Source organism: Grimontia celer, assembly GCF_900055185.1.
Lineage (GTDB): Bacteria > Pseudomonadota > Gammaproteobacteria > Enterobacterales > Vibrionaceae > Enterovibrio > Enterovibrio celer.
This window is the reverse complement of sequence record NZ_FIZX01000002.1, coordinates 1,030,762-1,051,088: the sequence shown is the minus strand read 5'-3', so window position 1 is coordinate 1,051,088 and position 20,327 is coordinate 1,030,762. Positions and strand designations below refer to the sequence as shown.

At 46.0% G+C, this 20,327-nt stretch carries 24 protein-coding genes; 9 read left to right on the top strand and 15 right to left on the bottom strand.

What is annotated here, in order from left to right:
* Positions 1–13: 13 nt before the first annotated feature.
* On the bottom strand, positions 14–1,825 hold the full coding sequence (locus GCE9029_RS14930; protein ID WP_062664304.1) for a trans-sulfuration enzyme family protein: 1,812 nt from the start codon (positions 1,823–1,825) through the stop codon (positions 14–16).
* Between the two features lie 159 nt (positions 1,826–1,984).
* Between GCE9029_RS14930 and GCE9029_RS14925 the strand changes: the two genes are divergently transcribed.
* On the top strand, positions 1,985–2,449 hold the full coding sequence (locus GCE9029_RS14925; protein ID WP_062664302.1) for an Lrp/AsnC family transcriptional regulator: 465 nt from the start codon (positions 1,985–1,987) through the stop codon (positions 2,447–2,449).
* Here the strand turns inward: GCE9029_RS14925 and GCE9029_RS14920 are convergent.
* On the bottom strand, positions 2,438–3,313 hold the full coding sequence (locus tag GCE9029_RS14920) for a LysR family transcriptional regulator (protein ID WP_062664301.1): 876 nt from the start codon (positions 3,311–3,313) through the stop codon (positions 2,438–2,440). The two genes, GCE9029_RS14925 and GCE9029_RS14920, sit on opposite strands and share 12 nt — an antisense overlap.
* A gap of 452 nt (positions 3,314–3,765) precedes the next feature.
* On the opposite strand from GCE9029_RS14920, the gene GCE9029_RS14915 reads away from it, so the two are divergent.
* The 4 genes from GCE9029_RS14915 (at position 3,766) to GCE9029_RS14900 (ending at position 6,919) form a co-directional block, all read left to right on the top strand.
* Positions 3,766–4,188, top strand: coding sequence for an Xre family toxin-antitoxin system antitoxin (locus GCE9029_RS14915; RefSeq protein ID WP_002535846.1), 423 nt, complete (start codon positions 3,766–3,768; stop codon positions 4,186–4,188).
* Positions 4,188–4,649: an RES family NAD+ phosphorylase gene (locus GCE9029_RS14910; RefSeq protein ID WP_062664299.1), complete on the top strand. Its 462-nt coding sequence runs from the start codon at positions 4,188–4,190 to the stop codon at positions 4,647–4,649. Before GCE9029_RS14915 ends, GCE9029_RS14910 begins: the two co-directional genes overlap by 1 nt.
* Before the next feature lie 111 nt (positions 4,650–4,760).
* Positions 4,761–5,465 (top strand): hypothetical protein, encoded by a 705-nt coding sequence (locus GCE9029_RS14905; RefSeq protein WP_062664297.1) that lies wholly within the window; start codon positions 4,761–4,763, stop codon positions 5,463–5,465.
* Between the two features lie 632 nt (positions 5,466–6,097).
* Complete coding sequence (locus GCE9029_RS14900) at positions 6,098–6,919, top strand: delta-class carbonic anhydrase (protein WP_438356874.1); 822 nt, start codon at positions 6,098–6,100, stop codon at positions 6,917–6,919.
* A 102-nt stretch (positions 6,920–7,021) separates the two neighbouring features.
* On the opposite strand, the gene GCE9029_RS14895 is transcribed toward GCE9029_RS14900, so the two are convergent.
* Complete coding sequence (locus GCE9029_RS14895) at positions 7,022–7,408, bottom strand: VOC family protein (protein ID WP_082804359.1); 387 nt, start codon at positions 7,406–7,408, stop codon at positions 7,022–7,024.
* A 37-nt stretch (positions 7,409–7,445) separates the two neighbouring features.
* Positions 7,446–7,664 (bottom strand): DUF6500 family protein, encoded by a 219-nt coding sequence (locus GCE9029_RS14890; protein ID WP_062664293.1) that lies wholly within the window; start codon positions 7,662–7,664, stop codon positions 7,446–7,448.
* Positions 7,665–7,826: 162 nt separating this feature from the next.
* Here GCE9029_RS14890 and GCE9029_RS14885 point away from each other — a divergent pair, with 162 nt between their 5' ends.
* The gene (locus GCE9029_RS14885) at positions 7,827–8,222 is read left to right on the top strand and encodes an ACT domain-containing protein (RefSeq protein WP_062664291.1); all 396 of its coding nucleotides are present in this window, start codon (positions 7,827–7,829) and stop codon (positions 8,220–8,222) included.
* Positions 8,223–8,262: 40 nt separating this feature from the next.
* Here GCE9029_RS14885 and GCE9029_RS14880 read toward each other — a convergent pair whose 3' ends face one another.
* The 3 genes from GCE9029_RS14880 to GCE9029_RS14870 form a co-directional block, all read right to left on the bottom strand.
* Entirely contained in the window at positions 8,263–9,084 is an 822-nt protein-coding gene (locus GCE9029_RS14880; RefSeq protein WP_062664289.1) for a hypothetical protein, read from the bottom strand.
* Between the two features lie 166 nt (positions 9,085–9,250).
* Positions 9,251–9,562: a hypothetical protein gene (locus tag GCE9029_RS14875; RefSeq protein WP_062664287.1), complete on the bottom strand. Its 312-nt coding sequence runs from the start codon at positions 9,560–9,562 to the stop codon at positions 9,251–9,253.
* Between the two features lie 175 nt (positions 9,563–9,737).
* Positions 9,738–10,226 carry a hypothetical protein gene (locus GCE9029_RS14870; RefSeq protein WP_062664286.1) on the bottom strand — a complete coding sequence of 163 codons (489 nt, stop codon included), beginning with the start codon at positions 10,224–10,226 and terminating at the stop codon, positions 9,738–9,740.
* 306 nt (positions 10,227–10,532) lie between these two features.
* Between GCE9029_RS14870 and GCE9029_RS14865 the strand changes: the two genes are divergently transcribed.
* Entirely contained in the window at positions 10,533–10,787 is a 255-nt protein-coding gene (locus GCE9029_RS14865; protein ID WP_062664284.1) for a hypothetical protein, read from the top strand.
* Positions 10,788–10,828: 41 nt separating this feature from the next.
* On the opposite strand, the gene GCE9029_RS14860 is transcribed toward GCE9029_RS14865, so the two are convergent.
* The 3 genes from GCE9029_RS14860 to GCE9029_RS26020 form a co-directional block, all read right to left on the bottom strand.
* Positions 10,829–11,035, bottom strand: a complete 207-nt coding sequence (locus GCE9029_RS14860) for a hypothetical protein (protein WP_062664282.1) — start codon at positions 11,033–11,035, stop codon at positions 10,829–10,831.
* A gap of 211 nt (positions 11,036–11,246) precedes the next feature.
* Entirely contained in the window at positions 11,247–11,873 is a 627-nt protein-coding gene (locus tag GCE9029_RS14855) for a YiaD family glycine zipper/OmpA-like lipoprotein (RefSeq protein ID WP_062664280.1), read from the bottom strand.
* A 373-nt stretch (positions 11,874–12,246) separates the two neighbouring features.
* The gene (locus GCE9029_RS26020) at positions 12,247–12,468 is read right to left on the bottom strand and encodes a hypothetical protein (RefSeq protein ID WP_082804358.1); all 222 of its coding nucleotides are present in this window, start codon (positions 12,466–12,468) and stop codon (positions 12,247–12,249) included.
* Between the two features lie 234 nt (positions 12,469–12,702).
* Here GCE9029_RS26020 and GCE9029_RS14850 point away from each other — a divergent pair, with 234 nt between their 5' ends.
* Positions 12,703–13,041, top strand: a complete 339-nt coding sequence (locus tag GCE9029_RS14850; protein ID WP_062665686.1) for a cupin domain-containing protein — start codon at positions 12,703–12,705, stop codon at positions 13,039–13,041.
* Here GCE9029_RS14850 and GCE9029_RS14845 read toward each other — a convergent pair whose 3' ends face one another.
* Positions 13,042–13,266, bottom strand: coding sequence for a GDCCVxC domain-containing (seleno)protein (locus GCE9029_RS14845; protein WP_062664278.1), 225 nt, complete (start codon positions 13,264–13,266; stop codon positions 13,042–13,044).
* A gap of 282 nt (positions 13,267–13,548) precedes the next feature.
* On the opposite strand from GCE9029_RS14845, the gene GCE9029_RS14840 reads away from it, so the two are divergent.
* On the top strand, positions 13,549–14,943 hold the full coding sequence (locus tag GCE9029_RS14840) for a glycoside hydrolase family 1 protein (RefSeq protein ID WP_062664276.1): 1,395 nt from the start codon (positions 13,549–13,551) through the stop codon (positions 14,941–14,943).
* Positions 14,944–15,012: 69 nt separating this feature from the next.
* On the opposite strand, the gene GCE9029_RS14835 is transcribed toward GCE9029_RS14840, so the two are convergent.
* The 4 genes from GCE9029_RS14835 to hutX all read right to left on the bottom strand — a co-directional run bounded on the left by GCE9029_RS14835 (position 15,013) and on the right by hutX (position 20,321).
* The gene (locus GCE9029_RS14835) at positions 15,013–16,836 is read right to left on the bottom strand and encodes an ABC transporter ATP-binding protein (RefSeq protein ID WP_438356866.1); all 1,824 of its coding nucleotides are present in this window, start codon (positions 16,834–16,836) and stop codon (positions 15,013–15,015) included.
* Positions 16,837–16,931: 95 nt separating this feature from the next.
* Positions 16,932–19,124 (bottom strand): TonB-dependent hemoglobin/transferrin/lactoferrin family receptor, encoded by a 2,193-nt coding sequence (locus tag GCE9029_RS14830; RefSeq protein WP_062664272.1) that lies wholly within the window; start codon positions 19,122–19,124, stop codon positions 16,932–16,934.
* A 142-nt stretch (positions 19,125–19,266) separates the two neighbouring features.
* On the bottom strand, positions 19,267–19,800 hold the full coding sequence (gene hutZ / locus GCE9029_RS14825) for a heme utilization protein HutZ (protein ID WP_062664270.1): 534 nt from the start codon (positions 19,798–19,800) through the stop codon (positions 19,267–19,269).
* Positions 19,797–20,321 (bottom strand): heme utilization cystosolic carrier protein HutX, encoded by a 525-nt coding sequence (gene hutX / locus GCE9029_RS14820; protein ID WP_062664268.1) that lies wholly within the window; start codon positions 20,319–20,321, stop codon positions 19,797–19,799. Before hutX ends, hutZ begins: the two co-directional genes overlap by 4 nt.
* Positions 20,322–20,327: the final 6 nt, after the last annotated feature.

The following is a 20,327-nucleotide window of genomic DNA, read 5'->3' as shown; positions in this document are numbered from 1 at the left end:
ATGTTGCCAGTTCTTATTGAATCAATGTGGCGTAGTTTGGAAGGTGTTCAACAAAGCGCTGCTGCACATCCAAATACGTTTTTCTGTAGATATCATCAATCTTGTCTGCGCTCGGGAAAAGATCCGAGAAACCAGGGTGTTTGACATCAATGGTCATTTCAGCTGCACGCTGCATATGAGCAATGAAAGCCCTCGGGTCTTCCAAGCCTACCGCTATGCGTAGTGTTGTCGGTTTGATACCTGCATCGGCTAAAGCAGCACTTGATAGCTCCGAATGTGTTGTCATAGCAGGACACAGCGCAACTGTGTTGGTTTGCCCAAGACTAACCTGCATACCAATTGCAGGCTCCAACATGTCGAAGAACTGTTTAAATGACGACTGATCAATAGGTTGGCGGTCCGCTTTCCCTTCCATATCAATGGTGAATAAAGAAGCCGGTAAGCCAAGGCGCATTTGAGACTGCATCAAAGGGTAGTTAGGGCTCTCAGGCAGAGCAGGGCAGGACACGTTGATATCAGGGTGAAGCGAGAATATACGCGCCAGAGAGAGTGTGTTGATGGCTTTTTGCAGTACACGTAATTCAAAGGTCTTCATGCCATTCAAGACTTCAAACGCTTTGTCGGCATCAAGAAAAGCGCCTTTAATGTAATAGACGTTCCAGAACAAGGTGTTATTCCAGCTTACTTCACGTTGCTTTCCACTTGGTGTCTTACAGGTTACGCTGTCACCTTTCGGAATGAACATGTCTTCATTCCGCCCAATTACTACACCAGCTGTTGTGCTTCCTGAACCTGCCAATTCTTTAGTGTACGAATGAATAACAAAGTCGGGGCGCTCCATATGATCACTTCTTTTTAACACAGGATGAAGAAAAGGAGTGCCAACCGTAGTGTCTACCATGATACTCCAATCTCGCTCATGGGCGGCTCTGCTGATTCCGGCGACATCCAAAACGAAACCATGGGGATTACAGGGGCTCTCAAGATATATGTAAATCTTGCGGCCAGCTTTGATTCTGTCTGCGTATTTATCTGCCGTTGCATCCATGGCTTTTGCAAAAGTTGCTGCGTCGTAGCCATCCACCCATTCTATTGCAACATCCAGATTAGAGGATTTGCGATACCAATCTTGTAGTAACTGGTAGCTGCCACCGTAGATGTTGCGTGAGGCCAAGACAATATCTTCACGGCCTAACAAATGACTTAGCAAGCCATCAATCGCTGCCATTCCGGAGTTGAAGTTCCAAGCGAGGTATTGATCCGCCATGTCTCCCGCTTCGATATCGACAATATGGTTAGCCAACGCGATAGACGTTGGGTTCAGCAGACGGGAATAGATTTCGTGCAGCGGTTCCCGTCCATTAAAGGCATCTTCTACCCATTCTGTGCAGGCAAATAGGTAGGTAGCAGTACGCGTTATCACCGGCGCTGCTGAGAATATCGCAGCCACATTATCAAATATTGGGTAAGCCCCTTTTGCTGCGAAGTGTCCGTTTTTGGTTGCTATGGACTTATAAGTTGCGCGCATCGGGTTCTGTAGATTGTCGAGAATTTTCGCTAACTGAAAAGATAGGAACCGTTTAGCGTTGAACCAAGCTATGCGGTCATTTCTGTCCAAGTCGTTAAGGCCATCTAAGGTAATAGCCCAAAGGTCATGCGTGTGATGATTAGCGGTATATAAGGTGGTTGCTAGGGAGACCAATGCTTGGCCAAAGTCTGAATCAGTGTCGATGCCGAAGTGCTTTGCCTGCTCCGTTGCTAGAGACGCTGCATCTTCCATCTTTGTCGTATTGCGTAGTGGGCTGAGTTGAGTGGCTCTGTTCATCGTTATTTCCCTTCACTAAATCACGTAGTAGGTATAACGATAAATTAGCCGACCTAACGATAAGGATGATTGCGAATTTCACCCTATAGTTGTTACTAAATGGCAGTATCTGCCAATATTTAATTATCTGGCGCTACTAATGTGAGGATAGAGCAGGGTATGGAGCATAATCTTGATAGCATTGATAAGAAGATTCTCGACGAGCTGCAAAAAGAGGGACGCCTAACCAATCAGGAACTGTCAGATCGCGTATCACTATCCCCTTCGCCTTGTTTGCGCCGGGTGAGAGCGCTGGAGAAAAAGGGAATAATTACTGGTTATCACGCTCACATTGATCAGGAAAAATGTGGTTTGCCTATCAACGTCTTTGTTTTGGTTAAACTCGAAAAGCCCACGGAAGAGAACATGGTGAAGTTTGAGTCGTTAATCGACCAAATGGATGAAGTGCTTGAGTGCTTTCTCATGACAGGCACCCACGACTACCTACTTCATGTTGTGAGTGAATCACTCAAAACATATGAGCGGTTTATTCGTAGAGAGTTGACCCGTCTTCCCAATATTGCAGCCATCGAATCCAGCTTTGCATTTGGACAGGTGAAAAAGCGATCTCGCTTACCCATATAGTTTTTGTTGCTCGCTTAGCTCCAGTTTGAACAGCTCTAGAAGCGCTTTGGCGCCCTGAGTCATACGCCGCCCTGGCCAACTGGCAAAGATGTAAATATCAGGCATAACAACATGGTCTATCTTTTCCAGCCTTCCTTTTTCCAGGTAAGGCTTAGTTGGTAAACCGGTAAACAGTGCAGCTCCCAATCCGTCATAAGCCATTTGTTGTGCGGCAGTGGCGTTGTCTGAAGCGGCGACAGTCTTTAACTTGAGCGTGGCATCCGTACTTTTAAGCTTCATTTCTTTACTTTCAGGTAGGCGCAACAAACGAATAAAAGGCGCACCTTCAGGGTATAAGCCTTCACGGATGTTCTGAATGATTTCTGGAGAAGCAGCCAGGAAAGGGCGGGTTTTCATGATCACCTCTTCCTCGGTTGTCGCTTTGCCTCTTAGCTTGCCTACGCGAATAGCTAAATCAATATCGGCCTCAGACATATCCATGACCTGATCGGAAGCAAACAGTTTCACTTCCACGTTCGGGTATTGCTTATTAAAGCTTGATATAACGCTCGGCATCAGGTGAGTGCCAATATCAACTGGCGTGGTAATAGATAAGACCGAAGGAATGGCGTCAGGATCGATATCCTCACTCACAGTGTCGAGCAAGGTGTAAACCAAGTGGTGGTATCGCTCATAAGCTCGTTGGCCAGCATTCGTCAGTTTCATTTGACGGCCTTCACGGCGAAATAACTGAACATTCCAAATCTCTTCTAAATATTTGAGAGATTCACTAATCCTTGACGGCGCAATTCCCAGCGCTTCTCCAGCATGCGTGACAGATTGGTTCGACACAACCGCTAAAAAGTGGGAGATGGGCTTTATCATTGACAGAGATTTCTTAAAAGACGTCATGCTCTACCTAACTTTCCAGAATCCGTAATGATTTATACAAATATCACTGTTTACGATATCAACGTGAGTGAGCACACTATAAGCGCAATTTGAATATGCCTTGTATTAATTGTGGTTATTATATATTCCCGCAGCAATGTTAAGGTTAGTTCAAAGCAACTGCGTAACTCCACTACAGAGCAATCCCTCTTGCTCTTGTAGCTAACCAAAAATAAGTACCTTTTTTGCCAACTTGCGGCTTAATTTATTTAAGCCGCACTCTTTTTTAGCAAGCGCTTGCACAGAAAAATATACTAATTTTCAGATACCTTAGACTATAGCTTCTTTTTATTCAGTCCGTGCTACAACTTTCCTTTACGACAAGTGGCGCTTTACAATACGACAAATGACGCACATAATTTAGTCAAAGCTCATTGGAGGTTGGTATGTACGCAGAACAGCTAATGTCACTTGGCATCGTGAAAGAAGGCCAGGTCATCAATCAAGACATGGAACTGGATATCATCCGCCATGGATTGAAAGTCAAACACGCGCGTAAAGTCATGAAAGAAATGGCGATGAGCAGTGGTGAATGGGTGACCTTGATTGGCCTAAGTCCAAGAAGTTTACAACGTAAAAGCGACTCTGATCTTTTGACGCCTTCCCAGTCTGAAAAGACACTGGCCATTCGCCGCGTTGTCGATTTAGCGGTCGAATACTATGAAGACCGCGCCACTGCATTGGACTGGCTGAAAACGCCACAGGTAGCTTTTGGTGGAAAGGCCGCTGTCGACTATTTGGATACTAATACAGGTATTCAATATGTAGAAAACGTGCTTAACCGCCTGATGCATGGCATGACCGCCTAATGGAGGTGTTTCGACTTTCTGTTAAGCGGTTTGCTGATCTCAGTGGGATGGGGGGCATGTTTGGGTCTGGGCGCTGGCATCAGAAAGGACAACCCATTCTATACACTGCAGGCTCCCGTTCTTTGGCTGCACTTGAACGCTTTGTTCATGAAAGCCCGGTTCAAATGCCTCCTTTGGTGATGATGACCATCTACATACCCGACGATCTGCCAATCAAACGTGTCTCAGAGCAAGAACTCCCAAATGGTTGGGACGCTGTGCCAGATGCCGATACTTCGCGTAACTATGGTACCGCTTGGCTTCGAGAAATGACGACACCAGTCATTCAGTTACCATCAGCGATCATCGCCAGCGAATACAACTTCCTGATTAATCCCACGCATCCTGACAGCCATAAAGTCAAAATCATCGACCAACGCGACTTCTATTACGACAGTCGTCTGAAGCGGATGATGCGTTAGGGGAAATATGCATAGTTTGGTGGTCAGTGTGTCGCAAATAAAACGCCACCAATTTGGCATTTCATCCACTCCATATAGGCTTGTAACCGCCTAATATAAATGGAGTAAATAATGAAAAGGAACTCTGTACTTACATCAATCGCGGCTGCAATGCTCTTAGCTGGTTGTGGAGGCGGTGATTCAACAGCTACTGATTCTCAATCGGGCACGAGTAATGATGGGATTTATCTAGATCCAACGATGCTAAGCGTCATGCTGGTCGATACTACTCGAGATAAATACCCGGTTATTCTCGCTAACTATGACACTAGTGCGATTCTGGTAGCCGATAGTGCGATTTCATCATCAAACAGCTTGACCACCAAAGGTATAACTGCGGTAGAGGGAGCGAACGGTACATTTGTATATGACGAGAATATTGGAACAACAATTAATTTTGCTAATAATTCAGCGTCACTAGATATCGACATTCCGGGTTACTCAACGACAGTAACAATGGAGAAGACGGCTGATTCTCTTCAACTTGCTGATATCGTTGGAACACATACCAACATGAATGATGGTTCAACTTGGACTGTTTATGAAGACGGTTCATTTGACGTCAATGGACAATGTACGATTGGCGGCCGACTTGAAAGAAAGAGCAGCTACTTCAATATCACTTGGGCAGATGCAACTCAATGTTGGAATAGTGGCTTTGATGGTACTTACGAATACGGCGCAATTATGACAGTAACAAAGGATGGCCAATCATACATTGCTGGTGTTATTGGCCGCAGTGACAGCATGATTTGGGGCAGCGCACCGATCAACTAACGCTCCCGAGCAAAGATAATTATCTGAGTAAGAAGAAGCTGCCACAGAACGTGTTTTGTGGCAGCTTCTTAGTAATATGGTAATTATCTATTTTATGGTAAATAGATAATTACGTTCAATAGACTGAAATCTTTGAAGAAAGTGGGTAATGACAGACGTAGGAGAGTCAGATTTGGCGTAGCTGTATATCATATTTAACATAAGATAGATAATGCGCACTTGAGCATGGCTAATTAACAGCTAGATTTAGGCTGAGTTTACACGAATTGGTCTTTGAAGTTTGGATACTCTGAGTCTGAGTTAATAAATACAACCAAAACAAATCTATACTCGCGCACTCAACCAAACATGACACCTTCCACAGATGCATAGCAGTTTGATACATCCAATTGCTTCAGTTCAGAGAATTACTCATAAAGATTTGAGACTGGTCAGCTTCCACTATGAACATCTGAGCTGACTTTCGTTACTCTCGTTATGTGTTCTCAGTAAACGGAAAACTGCCTTCAGGACATGTGAAACTATCAGGTTGTTTTTTCACAATGAATTCCATGAGAACACCTATCGAACTATTTCAATTAATAAGGGATAAACCAATGAAAGCAAGCAACCTTTGCATCATTACATTGGCTATGACAACGTCGTTCGGTGTGTTGGCAAAAGACGCAAATACGCCAGTATCAGACGCTGTTATTTTAGAGCAACGTCAAGAGCTGGCTGAAAACACAGAAGATGAAGGATTTGGTCCTCAATCACCGCGTGATATTGATTCTAAAGCAGGCAATAACACCACGTTGTTCAGCACTGCACCGTCTTACACAGAAATGAACCTGTGTAACATCCACTTCCACAAAAATGCTGAACACAAAGGTGGCGAATTTACTGTTTATGCCGGTAATGGTGACGGTGAAGGCTACCACACGGGTTACCGTTACTCCGGCAAACTGTCAGATGCTGAACTAGCGCCGGTTATGAATGAAGTTTGTCCAAGCAAGCATGGTGATCTGAAACCTGGTGATACCATCGAGGTTCACTATGTTCACTCAACTGCGCAGGTTGAACCCGGCCCGACGCTTGGCGCATGTTTGAGTGATGCCAACAAAAACCCGCAGCTTCGTGTAGAAACTCAGGTTTACGTGCTGGTGAACGACAAAAATGCTTACGACTTTGAAGAACTGACAGAGCATGAAGTTCAAGATGGTGTGCATCAGGCGGTCGCGATTCCTACTAACACGGGTAAGCCAATTCAATATATGGGTTCAACCACTGGCCCTGGCTACAACGAGAAAGGCTCACCATTCCAGGTGACTTGGAGCGTTCGTCCGAAAGTTGCAAAAGTAAATATCGAAACCGTTGGCGAGTGGTGTGAAGGCAATGCCTTTGATGAAGACCACGCACACGGCGTACGTAACCTTGTGGTGAACAAAGATCTGTTGTCTGAGATTGTGAACTAAGGTTCTCTGAACAAGGGCGTAAACAGTGTTATGCGCCCTATTCTTCTTACAGTTTGTTTGTCTTAGTAAGACAAAAAGAAATGGCGCGAAAGCGCCATTGTTCTATTCGTAACAAACCGCTTGGAGCTTATTTCCGTCTGGATCTCTAACGTAAGCAGCGTAGTAATTCGGCCCATAGTGCTCCCTTAAACCTGGAGCCCCTTCGTCAGCGCCACCATTGGCTAATGCTTCAACGTAAAACTCATCGACCGCTTCACGGCTTTCCGCTTTAAAGGCGACGTGTGTACCGTTGCCCCAGGTTGCAGGCCTGCCATCAAACGGCTTGTATAGATACAGGAACGGCATTTGATCGTCTTTGGCATAAAGCGGTGGTTTGCCGGGTGGCTTGGGTACGCGTGTCATACCCAAAGGTTTCAATACCGCATCATAGAATATTGATGCCCTTTCGTAGTCATTGGTACCCAGAGTAATGTGGCTGATGATAGACATGTCTGTTCCTCGTTTATTTTGCTCGGTACCGCAGAGCCTATCTGTCGTTTTCAACTAAGGTGATAACATCCCGGGCTTTCACGAAATGGTCGAGTTCATGAGTTTTGATCCACCAGGTAGCGGCTTCCATTAGCAGCTCTGGATCGTCATTTTTGTTCGCAAAGAAGGCATAGAAGGAAACATTGACGTTATCTCCCTTAGCAAGGATTTTCTTTCTACAGACTTCGATGACTTTCGCGCGCAGTGAATCTCTCATGTTTTCCCTAAATATGGATCGCTAATAAGCAACACTGTATATAAATACAGTTTTCAATAAAAGTGGTACGTGTGAGAGTTTGAACCACCCTACACTTCTTTTGACTAAACAGAAGCGATACATTGAGTAACGGATGGTTACGCTACTAACAGGGAGAGAAATATGGCGGGAATCGTTGAATTAGAGGCTCTTTTGTCATCGATGGAACCAGCTTTGATTGACGGGGAGTTTGTGTTTTGTGCCGTATCAGGTGCGCTGTCGGATTACGTGGAGCTTGAACCGTTGGCCATTTTCCGGGAAGCCGAAGGGTTAACCTTGCTGCTGGAGAAATCAGCGGCTGAATCAGCAAACATTGTGTTCGAAGGGGTCTATCGTCAAATTACTTTGACAGTTCATTCCAGCCTGGATGCTGTAGGTTTAACGGCTGCGGTTGCTACCAAGTTGGCAGAGAAAGATATCAGTGCGAATGTGCTCGCCGCCTACTACCACGATCATATCTTTGTGCAGGCGGAAAAAGCAGAAGCAGCGCTGAGAGCACTGCAGGAATTTTCAGGCTGATTATGCACCAAGTGGGAATGATTACTGTAAGAGTCTGATGTCAGCTTAGCGGGCTCGTTTCACAATAACCCCGCAGTTCTTCACTCAAATTCTGTTTGAAGCTTTGTGCCAAGTGGAAGTGCACTAACATCAACAGATCACTGGCGAAGTATCTCTCAAAATCATCTGCTTCATTCTCAATGCATATTGCTTCACAACGCTCTGCGTGTGTTCGCGCGTCTTGATATTGACCAGCTTTTATTAAACTCATCGCTAATCGATATTCAGCGCGCTCTTCTTGTATCCAACCACCTGCAACTCGCCAATACTGTAAAGCCAATTGTGCTGCTTTGATCATTTGCTGGTCTTGCTCTGGGGTACGATATTTCAAATCTTCAAACCGACAGGCTAAGTTATTGCCAGTGATAGCAATAGCCCGCGCTAGAGGTTTTGATACAGATCTTTCGCTAACCCCTTCCGTGGCCATCGTTAACCATTGTGACGCTTGAGCCGTGTTTTCTAATGCAGTGTACTCGTTGGCAATCTGAGTGAAAACTCTGTGCTGCTCATCAGTTGTTAAATGGCTCATGTCGCATAGAACATTGGTAGAAAAGTAATCTGCCACGACTTGCGCACGAAGGCTGGAAGGAAGATTTGATTGGTTAGAGTTCAATGATGCAAGTAGGTGTAATAGCTTTTCAGGAGCGCTCAGATGCCCTATTGCTGTATGGAGCAATAAGGTCATCGCAGATTCGGTTTGTTCTGGATCCAAGCTATCTAACATAGAGGCCATCGAATCAAAAACACTATCAGGTTCTGACTCGTGCTGTTGCCAGCCTTGGTTTAGCGTGGAAGTGAAGTTTTGCTCTTTGCTGTTCGACATGCCGACTATCCTTGTCCCAATTATGCTCTTCATTATGGGAATATTAAGGGCATAGTCGACCGCGAGAACGAGGCTCTGGAACCACTTCACTATTTTTGGCTATCGCTAAAAAGTGTTAATAAGCAAATATATAGCTATAGCTATAGCTATCAAGAAAGGTATTAATTTACTGAACCATGATAGGCTTACCACCGGAGAGCACCACAAAATACTCCCCGCGCATGAACACGCCCAAGACTTTATGGCTGCCGATATCTTCCCATGTCGCGCCATCATCAGAATGTGAAAACGCGTCAATGAACATCAGTTTGACGTACTGTTCATAGGTCAATACTTCGCGCCTGACGAAGCCGCCAAATGGGTAGTAAATCAAGCTACCATCTTTCAAATAAGCAGGGATCATCTGCCCTTTTCGGTGCTCGTCAGAGCCGCTCATCACAACGGCTTTGTAATTGTGTCGGTATCGGATCGCAGGCATAACAATGAATACTGTTTATATATACAGTATAATTCTACTCTGTTTATGGAGAACGGCAAGCAGCTTTGTTTGGACTGTTAACGGTAACGGTCTCAAATTCAGCATCTGCTTATATTGGTTTGTATTGAAGACTGGAGAGAAAGGCGGATAGTCACCCGCCTTGGTATGAAACTTTTTATTTGTGATTCAGCAGCATGATGATGTCATCTAACATCTCTTTCTCACCCAGCTTGTTCATTGGGTAATCCATGTCGACTTCCAGCTCTTTGGCAAACTTCTGGAAATACTTGGGTACATGGGAAAGGATGTAATCCGAACATTCACGCTGTTTGTTGTGGATGAAGTTGCGGATGATGTGCTCATACTCCACGTCCACATCACTACCCGAAACTTTGTCCAGGTAGAACTCTTTCTTGTTGTCTTCCAGAAAACGGATATAGCGATTTTCTGTGAGATATTTGTCCAACAGCGCTTGTCGGATACAGGCCAAAACAATACGAGAAGCACGCTTTGGTTTAGTCTCACCAGACTCTTTAAGGGATTCAAGAATCCTCTCTTCGAGATATGGTGCGTATTTCTTTTTATCAAAGAAGTCTTCTTCTACTCGGGTGAAGAACTTCTCAAACTTCTTCTTGCGAATCCAATTCGTCAGAATCCATTTCATAAGCTTTTAAGTCTTGGGTCTATCAACGACGCTAACCTACCACTCTTCCGTTCGTTTTGGTTAGGTCTATCAAAATTTTTTGCGCTTTAAGCGCCACTTTTTTAATGAATGAGCACGTCGAGTATAAATAATTGTTCTCAAATTGATGTGATCTGAAACATACCTGTCTAAGAAGCATACACATCAATATGCTACTGGTTGGTTTATTTTGCGATGTCGATTCAAATAACAACAGCTTTGATGAGGTTTAATGGTCTTTGAAACGTACTTGTCACAGTTATAAGAATAAAGGTGTCAGGAGGCATCATGACGACATTTGCGCTGGGCCGAAAAACCATTATTAATGAATGCTCTGTAGAGTATGACTGGATAAGAAGACAAGTCGAAGATGGCACCGAAAAAGATGAGATCATCAATTCGATTCTTTGTTGTTTCGGAGGCGATGAAGAGATCGCTGAACTCTTCTACTCTATTGCTGTTGGTGAAAGTTCACCAGGCGTTTTGCTGACTCATTTGAGCTTGTCGGATTGGTCTCCCACTCAAGGCGAAGAGCAACATTAGAACCAAAAAGAGGATGGGTCCGCCATCCTCTTTCGAATCAATTACTGCTTGAAAACATCCATGACCAGCGGTACCACTTTGTACCAAACTGCCGCACCGATACCTATCCAAACCAGTAACCAAAACAGACGTGAAAGCCAGGTATTACGCGAGTGATAACGGGCTGGATCCGGCTCTCCGCATCCAGGACAAGACAGCGCGCGTTTGGAAACCTGCTTTTCACAAACCGGGCAAGCAACTAATGGCATGTAGACCTCTTATTCCTTTCTGAATCTTATAATGATCGCCAAAACAAAATGGCGTTAGCGTACATATTATTACGAGTCGCTTCACCTAACTAGGTGGATCAGAAAGAAATCACAGAAACGATCAAGTTCCTGAGAAAATTCATGAAAAATACATACTTTCTAACGGAAATGGCGTGAAGGAGAAGCTGGGCAGCTTCTCCTTGAAAAGGGATCACGCTTGATTTGGTACGATTTGAACCTCTACACGACGATTCTCGGCGCGGCCTGATGAGGTTTCATTAGAGGCGATAGGTTGCGTTTCACCATAGCCAGTCACATACAAACGTTGTGCATTGACCGCCGAGCGAAGCAGATACCCTTTCACACTCTCAGCACGTTTTTCAGACAAGGTCATGTTATATGCAGCATCGCCTGTGCTGTCCGTGTGCCCTTCTATGCTCAGGAAAGTTTTGTCATATTCGTTCATTACCCGCGCTACAGCGTCGAGAGATTGATAAAAACCTGGTGAGATACCACTTTGGTTTGAGCTGAACGTAATATTTGAAGGCATAACCAAGCGGATGTTGTCACCTTCACGCACGACTTCAATACCCGAGCCCGCCAACTCTTCACGTAATGCAGCCTCTTGCTGATCCATATATTGGCCAACAGCAGCGCCTGCCAATGCGCCAATCGCTGCTCCAATAAAAATACGTTTGTCTTTGTGATTGCCGGTGGCTTTACCCAGTACAGCACCAGTAGCGGCACCAATGGCAGCGCCAGTGCCTGTGTTGGTAGCGCAGCCTCCAAGGACCAGTGAGGCTGCAAGTAATGTCATAACAGGAATAGACTTACGCATAAATTTTCTCCTTCTTTCTTCCCCTCACACTTCGAGGGTGTTGTCCTGACGCATTGCGCCACAGATATGCGTATTGATAAGGCGACCAATCTTAGGCTGCTGTAAAACACTGATTGTCAGCGGTTTGTAAAGTTAATCCATCAATTGAACGCTGTTTTATATTCATAAGCATTATGACCGCGAATGACAAATATCATTCCCTAGGATTTGAAGAAATTTGTTAATTAGATAAGCAACAATAGTATGAAGACGAGCTAAAACTGTTTAAACATAACCACTTAGTTGATTTTAAAGCTATGAATAGGAAGTTATAGTGCACTAAGACTTCATTAAAAAGGAGCAGTATATGTCCTGCTCCTCCACCAGCGACGATTTAATCACCAAAGTCATGCACAGCCAACTGGAAGATATCTACGGGATCGACCCACTCTACCGTTCCACAAACTGTGCAAGTGCACTCAGTGTAGTCTTTATAGTTATCACCCGTTGGGGGTGCAGTTAGCGCGCGAACAGCTGGATCATGGTGAGCCTGCTCACGTACTTCATGTCCAGTTTCTTTTTTGCAGTTAGCACAATACCAAGTGTGTACACTCATCGTTATCTCCTTGCCAAAAACCTTGCTCCGTCGCGGTGAGTGTAATTTCATATAACTCTCAATTTGTGATGCAATATTGAGACGAAGAGCAATTTGTCGGAAATAGACTTTTTCCGGATGATTTTCGACATAGAAAACAGTATTGCGTAGCGATTTTTAGGCACCTTATTATGCAAGAGTGAATTATGTTTACTCTTTATGTTCAACAGGTTGCTTCAGGTGGAGTCAGAAAAGATGTTCAAACAAGGAAACCTCTTCAAAACCCTGCCAAACGCCAGAAATCATGAAGTATTTGAAGATTTAATCAAACACCCGTTTGTCAGAATAGAGAGAATAGTGTCGCGAGGCCAAACGTCACCTGAAACAGGTTGGTATGATCAGGAAGAAAGCGAATGGGTAGTTGTATTGCAAGGCAACGCAGAGCTTACATTTGAAAACGGTGAATCTGTATCTTTGGAGGCGGGTGACCATCTTAACATCCCGGCCCATACCAAGCATAAAGTCAGTTGGACTGATCCGGAGCGAGAAACTGTTTGGCTGGCGGTGTTCTACCCTTCTGGAGAGATCGAATAATCAATGGAGCTTGTCGGTGCATCGCCCAACACCTTTCACCTGCGCTTGAGGACAAGGAGCATCACCATAAGCACAGAACACACAGCACATGCCTTCCTGCACGATCATTATCTCGCCACACCCTTCGCATTCATAATGCTGCAAAGGCTTGTCTATTGGCATGAGTTCTGACTTTATGTGACCGCATTTCGGGCAGGTTATGTTGGATTTCAGCAGCACTTTCATTAGCGACAGTAACCCTTCTATAAAGATATCTATTAATAAGGGTGGAACACTCTTGGCACTCTTGCCAGCACATCTCTGTATTTGCCGTGGGAAATGTTGTCATTCCTACTTGTCTTGCCTTCCCCTTTTTGTCCTCTTGAACGCAAAACACCTAATTTCTGAGGCAGCCTCAAGTAAATGAGGAAGCGCTTTTCATGCGAAAACTCTCTTTTTCTTCCATTGATAGTTATCAATACTGTTACCTGTTGCCAGCATACTGAAAACGTGAATTCAGAGGTTCACATGAAGCTATTTCCAAACAATTTTCTTTGGGGCGGTGCGATTGCCGCTAACCAGGTAGAGGGCTCTTACAATCACGATGGTAAGGGGCTTTCAACCTCAGACATGCTCCCTTCAGGTATTCTAAGTTCGCATCAAACCCGCGAAGAACGAACGCCAGGCATTAAAGATGTGGCCATAGATTTCTATAACAGATACCCAGAGGACATTGCCCTTTTCAATGAAATGGGTTTCAACTGCCTGCGCCTTTCCATCGCTTGGACCCGCATCTTCCCCAACGGTGATGAAGAATCGCCAAATGAAGCAGGCCTCGCTTATTACGACCGTATTTTCGATGAATTGGCCACACACAATATCCAACCATTTGTAACCCTGTCCCATTACGAAATGCCCTACTCACTGGTAGAAAACTATGGGGGCTGGGCGGACCGACAACTGATCGGCTTCTTCGAGCACTATGTCAGCACCGTTTTCGAACGCTATAAGGACAAAGTTAAGCTATGGCTGACATTCAATGAAATCAATATGTCGCTACATGCGCCTTTTACCGGCGTTGGGCTTCAGGAAGATGCCAGCGAGCAGGAAATCTATCAGGCAATTCACCACCAACTGGTCGCCAATGCAAAAGCGGTGAAGCTCTGCCATCAAATTATTCCAGACGCCAAGATCGGTAACATGCTGCTGGGGGCAATCAATTATCCATTTACTTGCAACCCAGACGACGTCATCGCTGCTATGCATGAGAACAACAAATGGCTGTTCTTTGGTGATGTACAGACACGAGGAAAATACCCGGGCTATATGCTTCGTTACTTCAGAGAAAATGGTATCGAAATCGCAATGGAAGATGACGATCTGGACGTAATTGCGAGTGCTTCAGTCGATTTTATCTCGTTCAGTTATTACGCCAGCGGCTGTGCGAGTGCTGATCCTAAACAAAAAGAAGTCGGCAATATCGTCGCCAGCGTGCCAAACCCTTATCTGAAGAAGAGCCAATGGGGTTGGCTCATCGACCCGAAAGGCCTACGTATTCTGCTGAATTTCCTCTATGACCGTTACCAGAAGCCTCTATTTATTGTGGAAAATGGACTGGGCGCAATCGACGAACTGGATGAAAACGGTGAGATTCACGATGACTACCGCATTGCTTACCTTAATGATCATTTAGTTCAGGCACGTGAAGCCATGTTAGACGGCGTGGAGTTAATGGGATTCACAACGTGGGGACCGATTGACCTTGTCGCCAATTCCACCGCGGAAATGCGCAAACGTTATGGTTTCATTTATGTGGACCGACACGACGACTTCAGTGGCTCTCTCAAACGAAAACGTAAGAAGAGCTTCTTCTGGTATCAAGACGTGATAAAAACCCAAGGTGCTTCGCTGACAGTAAAGTAATCCGTACCGCTCCAGAAAGCTAAAAAGCCCTGCTAATGCAGGGCTTTTGTTTTAAGGCGTTGTTTGTAATCAACCGACTTGAAGATTACCGTATAGGGTTTGATAAACCCCTTCTTCCTGCACCAGTTCGCTGTGGTTACCGCTTTGCGCAACCTTGCCATCTTCCAGTACATAAATCAGGTCAGCTTGTTTCACCGCAGACAAACGGTGCGCCACAATCAGTGTGGTTCGGCCTTGAAGAAAGTTATTCAGTGCTTCATGCAATGCTGCTTCTGTTGCAGTATCCAGCGCTGAGGTGGCTTCGTCCAATATCACCAGCTTCGGATTGGTCAGAATCATACGCGCAATTGCTAAGCGCTGACGCTGTCCTCCAGAAAGCTTGAGGCCTTGTCGACCCAACTGGGATTCCAATCCGTTATCCAGCTTATCGACAACATCACTTAGCTGAGCAATTTCCAGAGATTGCCACAGCTGATCGTCAGAGAAGTCGGTTCGCCCTAATGTCAGGTTTTCACGCAATGTATCGTTGAAGATCATCGGTTGTTGCAAGACCACGGCCGTATGCTGGCGCAGGGTTTCGTAACCAATCTCTTCGACAGGTTTACCATCAATCAGGATTTCACCATCAGACTTGCGATAAAGCCCCAGCAGCAGCTGAATCAGTGTGGATTTACCACCGCCTGATGCACCAACCAGTGCCACGCGCTTGCCTTGAGGAATGTTCAGAGAAAGGCCGTTCAACACCGATTTCTCACTGTCGTAACTGAAGGTCAGGTCGCGACATTCCACCCCAAAGGTTTCTTTGCTTTCCAGCGGATCTTTCTCGGATGCGTTACGTGGCTCTTCATCCAATGCAAGCAGACCGTTCAAACGTTTCATTGCTGCAGAAGCACTGAACCAGGCGTATTGAATACCCAGCAGCTCTTGAATCGGGCTGAGCATAAACCAAAGATAACCAAACACCGCGAAGATCTGGCCAATCGTCAGGTCGCTGAACAGCACCATCAGCATCGCCGCCGCACGGAACAGTTCAAAACCGATCAGGAACATCAAGAAGGAAACACGTCCCGCCGCCTCTGACTGCCAAGCGTACTTATCAGCATCGTGGCGAATCGCTTCGGCGTCTGTCTTCAGAACATCAAGGTAAGCACGTTCACGGTTAGCAGCACGGAGCTGATAGATGCCATCCAGCGTTTCTACCAGACGTTGTTGGAACCGCTCAAAAGATTGGTTTTCGGCCTTTTTCAGGTGCTTAACGCGTTGACCCATTTTGCGTGAGAGGTAGATGACCAGCGGGTTAACCAGCAATATGAATAAGCCAAGCGCCCAGTCAAGCCATAGTAAGATAATTGCCGTGCCAAAAACCGTCAGTACGCCCACTACAAAGCGACTCAAACTGTTGCCGAGGAATGAGTCGATAGTCTCGATGTCCGTCACCAGATGAGAACTCACGCCCCCGCTGCCACGCTCTTCGTATTCTTTCATACTGATGCGGCCAAGCTTATCGAGGAGTTGCTGGCGAATATTGCAAGTGATGGATTTGGACACCAGCGTGAACTGACGGCTTTGCCATATATTCAGCGCCTGGCTGACAATCCTCATCACAATCACCAGTATCAGCACCATGACGATATAACTGGCTGGTTGCTGCAGTGACTCAGGCAAAATCTGGTTGAAGAAATTCACCCCACCGGCAGGTTTGTTTAGCAGTACCTCGTCGACCATTAGCGGCATAAACAGAGGAATTGGCACGCTGATTAGCGTCGCACAGATAGCGATAAGGTTGGCGGTAATCAGGCGTTTCTTGTGCTTTTTCGCCTGCTCAATCAACCAACGTGTCGAAATGGTTGTTAGCGTACTGCTAGTCACTGTATCTCCGGAATTCTTTGTCATTTTTATTATCATGTACCTTCTGAGCATAACTCAGGCTAGAACCGAAAACACCCCAGAGAAATCCGGGGTGTTTATCTTCAGAGGTTATTCTGCGTTTAGAACACGTATTCGGCTTCTATACCCCAGTTACGTCCTGGTTGCGTGCGACGATCAAGTCCTTCTGTGGTTGATTCAGCACCAATCAGGTCGTTGTAGTCCCAATATTTCTTATCAAAGGCGTTAAACAGACCGGCACGCAGCGTCAGATCAGTCAATGGACGGTAGAATGCAGTCAAATCTGTTACAGCGTAACCTGGTGCACCTACGTTTTCAGTTCCGTTTGAGTTACTCCAATCGGAACCGGATTTACCCGCAACAGCTTTCACTGACAACTTGCCACCGTAAGTGTTTTCAACGTCGGCATAGCCCAGCGCAAAGTAACCAGAAAGTGGAGCGACAGTATCCAGCGCTTCACCGTTTTCTTTGTCTTCACCTTGGGTGTAAGCCACACTCATGTCACTGTAAAGACCCGTTGGTGCGCCAAACAGCACATCCAATGCCAGATGTGTTTTTAGCTCAGCACCATAGATTTCTGCTTTGCTGATGTTCTCTTTGGTCCAAAGTTCTTTACCTTGGCCGTTGTCATCAGCCAATTTGTGCGTTTCGATAAAGTTCTTGTAGTCGTTGTAATAAACCGAGAACTCAATACGACCGAAGTCCTGAGTGAAGCGCAGACCAGTTTCGTAACCAATGCTCTCTTCCGGCTTCAGGTTAGGGTTTGCCTCGAATACCGCACCACTTGCAGCGTCAGTTTCGTAGAAGTAGTAAAGGTCTTGAAGTGTTGGTGCTTTGTAACCTTGGCTGATATTACCGTAACTGCTCAGGCTTTCCGTCCAGTGATAAACCGCACCCAGTTTCGCCGTTAACGCGTCACTTTTGGACTTTGGATTATCTTCTGAAGCTTGTTTTGGCTCTGCGGTAAACTTGTCATAGCGAAGACCCGCATTCACTACCAGTCGTTCTTCCAGGAAGAAAGCTTGATCCTGTACAAAGATGCCCCATTTCACTGACTCTGCATTTGGCACTTCACCGGTTTTATCTACTGACGTACCCGCTTTGTAACCCTCTAGGTAGTAATCGCGGTAATCCAGGTCAAACTCGTTAGTGATGTAATTCACGCCATAGCTAATTTCGTGGAAACTGTTCTCCAGTTCAATAGCCTTGTCGAACTGGGCATCAAACTGTGCGCTCTTGTCTACACCGTTACGCATACGCTGACGATAACCATGACCAAATGACGTTGGCGGCTCTGGCGTTTCATCAAAGGTGTTGTGATTACTTTCACTTTCCAGCGCTGTCACTTGCCACTTCAGGTGGTCGAACGCGACGGTGTTCGCTTGCCATTCATGCTCGAAGGTGACGCGCTTGCGCTTGTCTTCATCACTGGCGCTGTTACGCGTATATACGAAGCCTGGCATGATTTCATAGCCTTCGTTAGACAGCACCAGGCCATCTGCTTCTCGATTATATATCTCACCCGTCAAGCCAATTCGATGCGCATCATTCAACTGATAGAAAGCTTTCAGCAGAAGGTTGTCTGAGTTGATATCAAATGGGTCAGCCTGTCCACGTTCGCGGCCTTCAATATCTGCACCACTGCCGTGGGTCGCTGTTTCGTGACCATCGCGATGTGTGAAAATTAACAAGGTTTCCAGATCGCCAGTACGGTTTGCCAGAGTTGCAGTCGCTTTGTAGCTCTCATCAGCACTGTAGTAACCGCCTTTAACGCTGGCATAGGTGTCATCACCCTCAGCTACCAAAAGGTCGCCCGGGTTCTTGGTCCGGATGATCACAGCACCTGCCAGTGCATCGCTGCCGTATAGGCTGGAGGCTGGGCCTTTGCTTATCTCTACACGCTGCAAGGTGTCGGTCTCAACGTTGTTGTTGTATTTGCGCATCACATCTGCGCCTGGGTTGAATGATGAAGGTTGTTCAACACCATCCACCATGGTTTTTACGTAGTTATCGCTCAAACCACGAATATTAAAGCCTGAGTTACCGAAACGACCCGTACCCGGCATCGACACGCCCGGCTCATTCGCAATCGCCTGCTCAAGATCCTGAGCAAGGTTTTCCTCGATCGTTTCGCTGTTCACTACGTCAACAGAAGCGGCTACATCACTGATGTTTTGCTCACTTCGGGTTGCAGAGACAACCACTTCGTCAAAGGTATAAACGTCTTGGGCTGAAGCTGTGCCCGCACAGAGAAGGCCGACCAAAATCGCCAGTTTGTTTTTCTTGATAGTCATAATTTCCACTCTTTAAACCGCCTGAGAAATCCCAATCAGTTTTCTTCAGGCAAAAGAAACCTACTCACACTGGTTTCCGTGCGATTTTTATAGTTATGGGAGGTGATATCAGGCCCTCAGAATTAGGGCCTGATAAAAGAGATTAAGCGTTCTCTTCTTTCATCTTCTTCACGTGACCTTCATTCAGGTGGATCACGGAAAGCATGTCTTCGCCCGACACATCAAATGCCTGACCGAAGCCTTTCACGTAGCGGCCGATGACTGGATTCAAACGGTAGAGATTGAAATCGCCGAGTTGGCTGAGGTTGTCGATCATCTCGCCCAAACGATCGCGCATCACTTGAATTGCTGTGGTCCAGTGCTCTGAATCACGCTCAATCAGTTCGGCATTGGTGTCAAATGACAGGCGGCGACGCGCAAAGATCGAGCGCGCCTCGCTTTCGTCTTCGATCATCATGATAGAGACGGCTTTGCAGTACTTGAGGTTTTGACCATGGGTAGCAAGATCCGACACCAGAATGTAGTAACCCATTTCGGAAAAAGCGAAAGGCGCATAGCTGGTATGTGGCTTACCTTCTTTGTCTACAGAGCCCAATTGAAGCGTGTTGCGAGAATCACGAAACTCCTGGATTTCTGGGCCTAGACGGTTTTGTAGACGTTCTGCTTTGTCACTCATTTTGCCAACTCCTGCTTCATGGCGTTAAACAGTTCAATTTGTTCTGGGAATAGCTGACGCTTTTTGTCACGGCCAAGGTAAATCTTAAACACACAGTGGCCAGTGTTGTCGAAGAAACCAATGCAGTGGCTCTCAGTGCCGCGGAATGGCTTGCTGACAAACGCAATGTCAGAGACCAAATCCAGACGAAGGTGACCGTGTAACTGGCCTTCGCGTCCCATTAGGTTGTAGTAACCGTGAGCAACTTTGCCTTTTGGAAAGGCCGCTTTAAATTCAAAAACAGAGCCACCAGAATGTACGATGGTGGTGACCTTACCCCATGCTGGCATTGCTTCCAGAATGGTCTGCGCAAGTTCACCCTTCACGTGGGAAATCATACTTTCTGGGAGTGCCAGCGTAATTTCACCTTCCGTCAGTTTCAGTGAGTCCACCATGTTTGATACTGGTGTGTGCTCATCCTGAGCCAGATATTCAGCCACGCGCTGTTTGGTTTCTTCCGTCACGATGATCGCTTGTTGCATCGTTTA

Bases quoted from the DNA above. Each gene is read 5' to 3' on its own strand.
- GCE9029_RS14845 (WP_062664278.1), bottom strand. From the start codon at position 13,266: ATGAAAGTGCTGCTGAAATCCAACATAACCTGCCCGAAATGCGGTCAC.
- GCE9029_RS14900 (WP_438356874.1), top strand. From the start codon at position 6,098: ATGACAACGTCGTTCGGTGTGTTGGCAAAAGACGCAAATACGCCAGTA.
- GCE9029_RS14925 (WP_062664302.1), top strand. From the start codon at position 1,985: ATGGAGCATAATCTTGATAGCATTGATAAGAAGATTCTCGACGAGCTG.
- hutZ (WP_062664270.1), bottom strand. From the start codon at position 19,800: ATGAGTGACAAAGCAGAACGTCTACAAAACCGTCTAGGCCCAGAAATC.
- GCE9029_RS14915 (WP_002535846.1), top strand. From the start codon at position 3,766: ATGTACGCAGAACAGCTAATGTCACTTGGCATCGTGAAAGAAGGCCAG.
- GCE9029_RS14870 (WP_062664286.1), bottom strand. From the start codon at position 10,226: ATGAAATGGATTCTGACGAATTGGATTCGCAAGAAGAAGTTTGAGAAG.
- GCE9029_RS14850 (WP_062665686.1), top strand. From the start codon at position 12,703: ATGTTCAAACAAGGAAACCTCTTCAAAACCCTGCCAAACGCCAGAAAT.
- GCE9029_RS14855 (WP_062664280.1), bottom strand. From the start codon at position 11,873: ATGCGTAAGTCTATTCCTGTTATGACATTACTTGCAGCCTCACTGGTC.
- GCE9029_RS14895 (WP_082804359.1), bottom strand. From the start codon at position 7,408: ATGTCTATCATCAGCCACATTACTCTGGGTACCAATGACTACGAAAGG.
- GCE9029_RS14905 (WP_062664297.1), top strand. From the start codon at position 4,761: ATGAAAAGGAACTCTGTACTTACATCAATCGCGGCTGCAATGCTCTTA.
- GCE9029_RS14860 (WP_062664282.1), bottom strand. From the start codon at position 11,035: ATGCCATTAGTTGCTTGCCCGGTTTGTGAAAAGCAGGTTTCCAAACGC.
- hutX (WP_062664268.1), bottom strand. From the start codon at position 20,321: ATGCAACAAGCGATCATCGTGACGGAAGAAACCAAACAGCGCGTGGCT.
- GCE9029_RS14880 (WP_062664289.1), bottom strand. From the start codon at position 9,084: ATGTCGAACAGCAAAGAGCAAAACTTCACTTCCACGCTAAACCAAGGC.
- GCE9029_RS14835 (WP_438356866.1), bottom strand. From the start codon at position 16,836: ATGACAAAGAATTCCGGAGATACAGTGACTAGCAGTACGCTAACAACC.
- GCE9029_RS14875 (WP_062664287.1), bottom strand. From the start codon at position 9,562: ATGCCTGCGATCCGATACCGACACAATTACAAAGCCGTTGTGATGAGC.
- GCE9029_RS14910 (WP_062664299.1), top strand. From the start codon at position 4,188: ATGGAGGTGTTTCGACTTTCTGTTAAGCGGTTTGCTGATCTCAGTGGG.
- GCE9029_RS26020 (WP_082804358.1), bottom strand. From the start codon at position 12,468: ATGAGTGTACACACTTGGTATTGTGCTAACTGCAAAAAAGAAACTGGA.
- GCE9029_RS14920 (WP_062664301.1), bottom strand. From the start codon at position 3,313: ATGATAAAGCCCATCTCCCACTTTTTAGCGGTTGTGTCGAACCAATCT.
- GCE9029_RS14865 (WP_062664284.1), top strand. From the start codon at position 10,533: ATGACGACATTTGCGCTGGGCCGAAAAACCATTATTAATGAATGCTCT.
- GCE9029_RS14885 (WP_062664291.1), top strand. From the start codon at position 7,827: ATGGCGGGAATCGTTGAATTAGAGGCTCTTTTGTCATCGATGGAACCA.
- GCE9029_RS14830 (WP_062664272.1), bottom strand. From the start codon at position 19,124: ATGACTATCAAGAAAAACAAACTGGCGATTTTGGTCGGCCTTCTCTGT.
- GCE9029_RS14890 (WP_062664293.1), bottom strand. From the start codon at position 7,664: ATGAGAGATTCACTGCGCGCGAAAGTCATCGAAGTCTGTAGAAAGAAA.
- GCE9029_RS14930 (WP_062664304.1), bottom strand. From the start codon at position 1,825: ATGAACAGAGCCACTCAACTCAGCCCACTACGCAATACGACAAAGATG.
- GCE9029_RS14840 (WP_062664276.1), top strand. From the start codon at position 13,549: ATGAAGCTATTTCCAAACAATTTTCTTTGGGGCGGTGCGATTGCCGCT.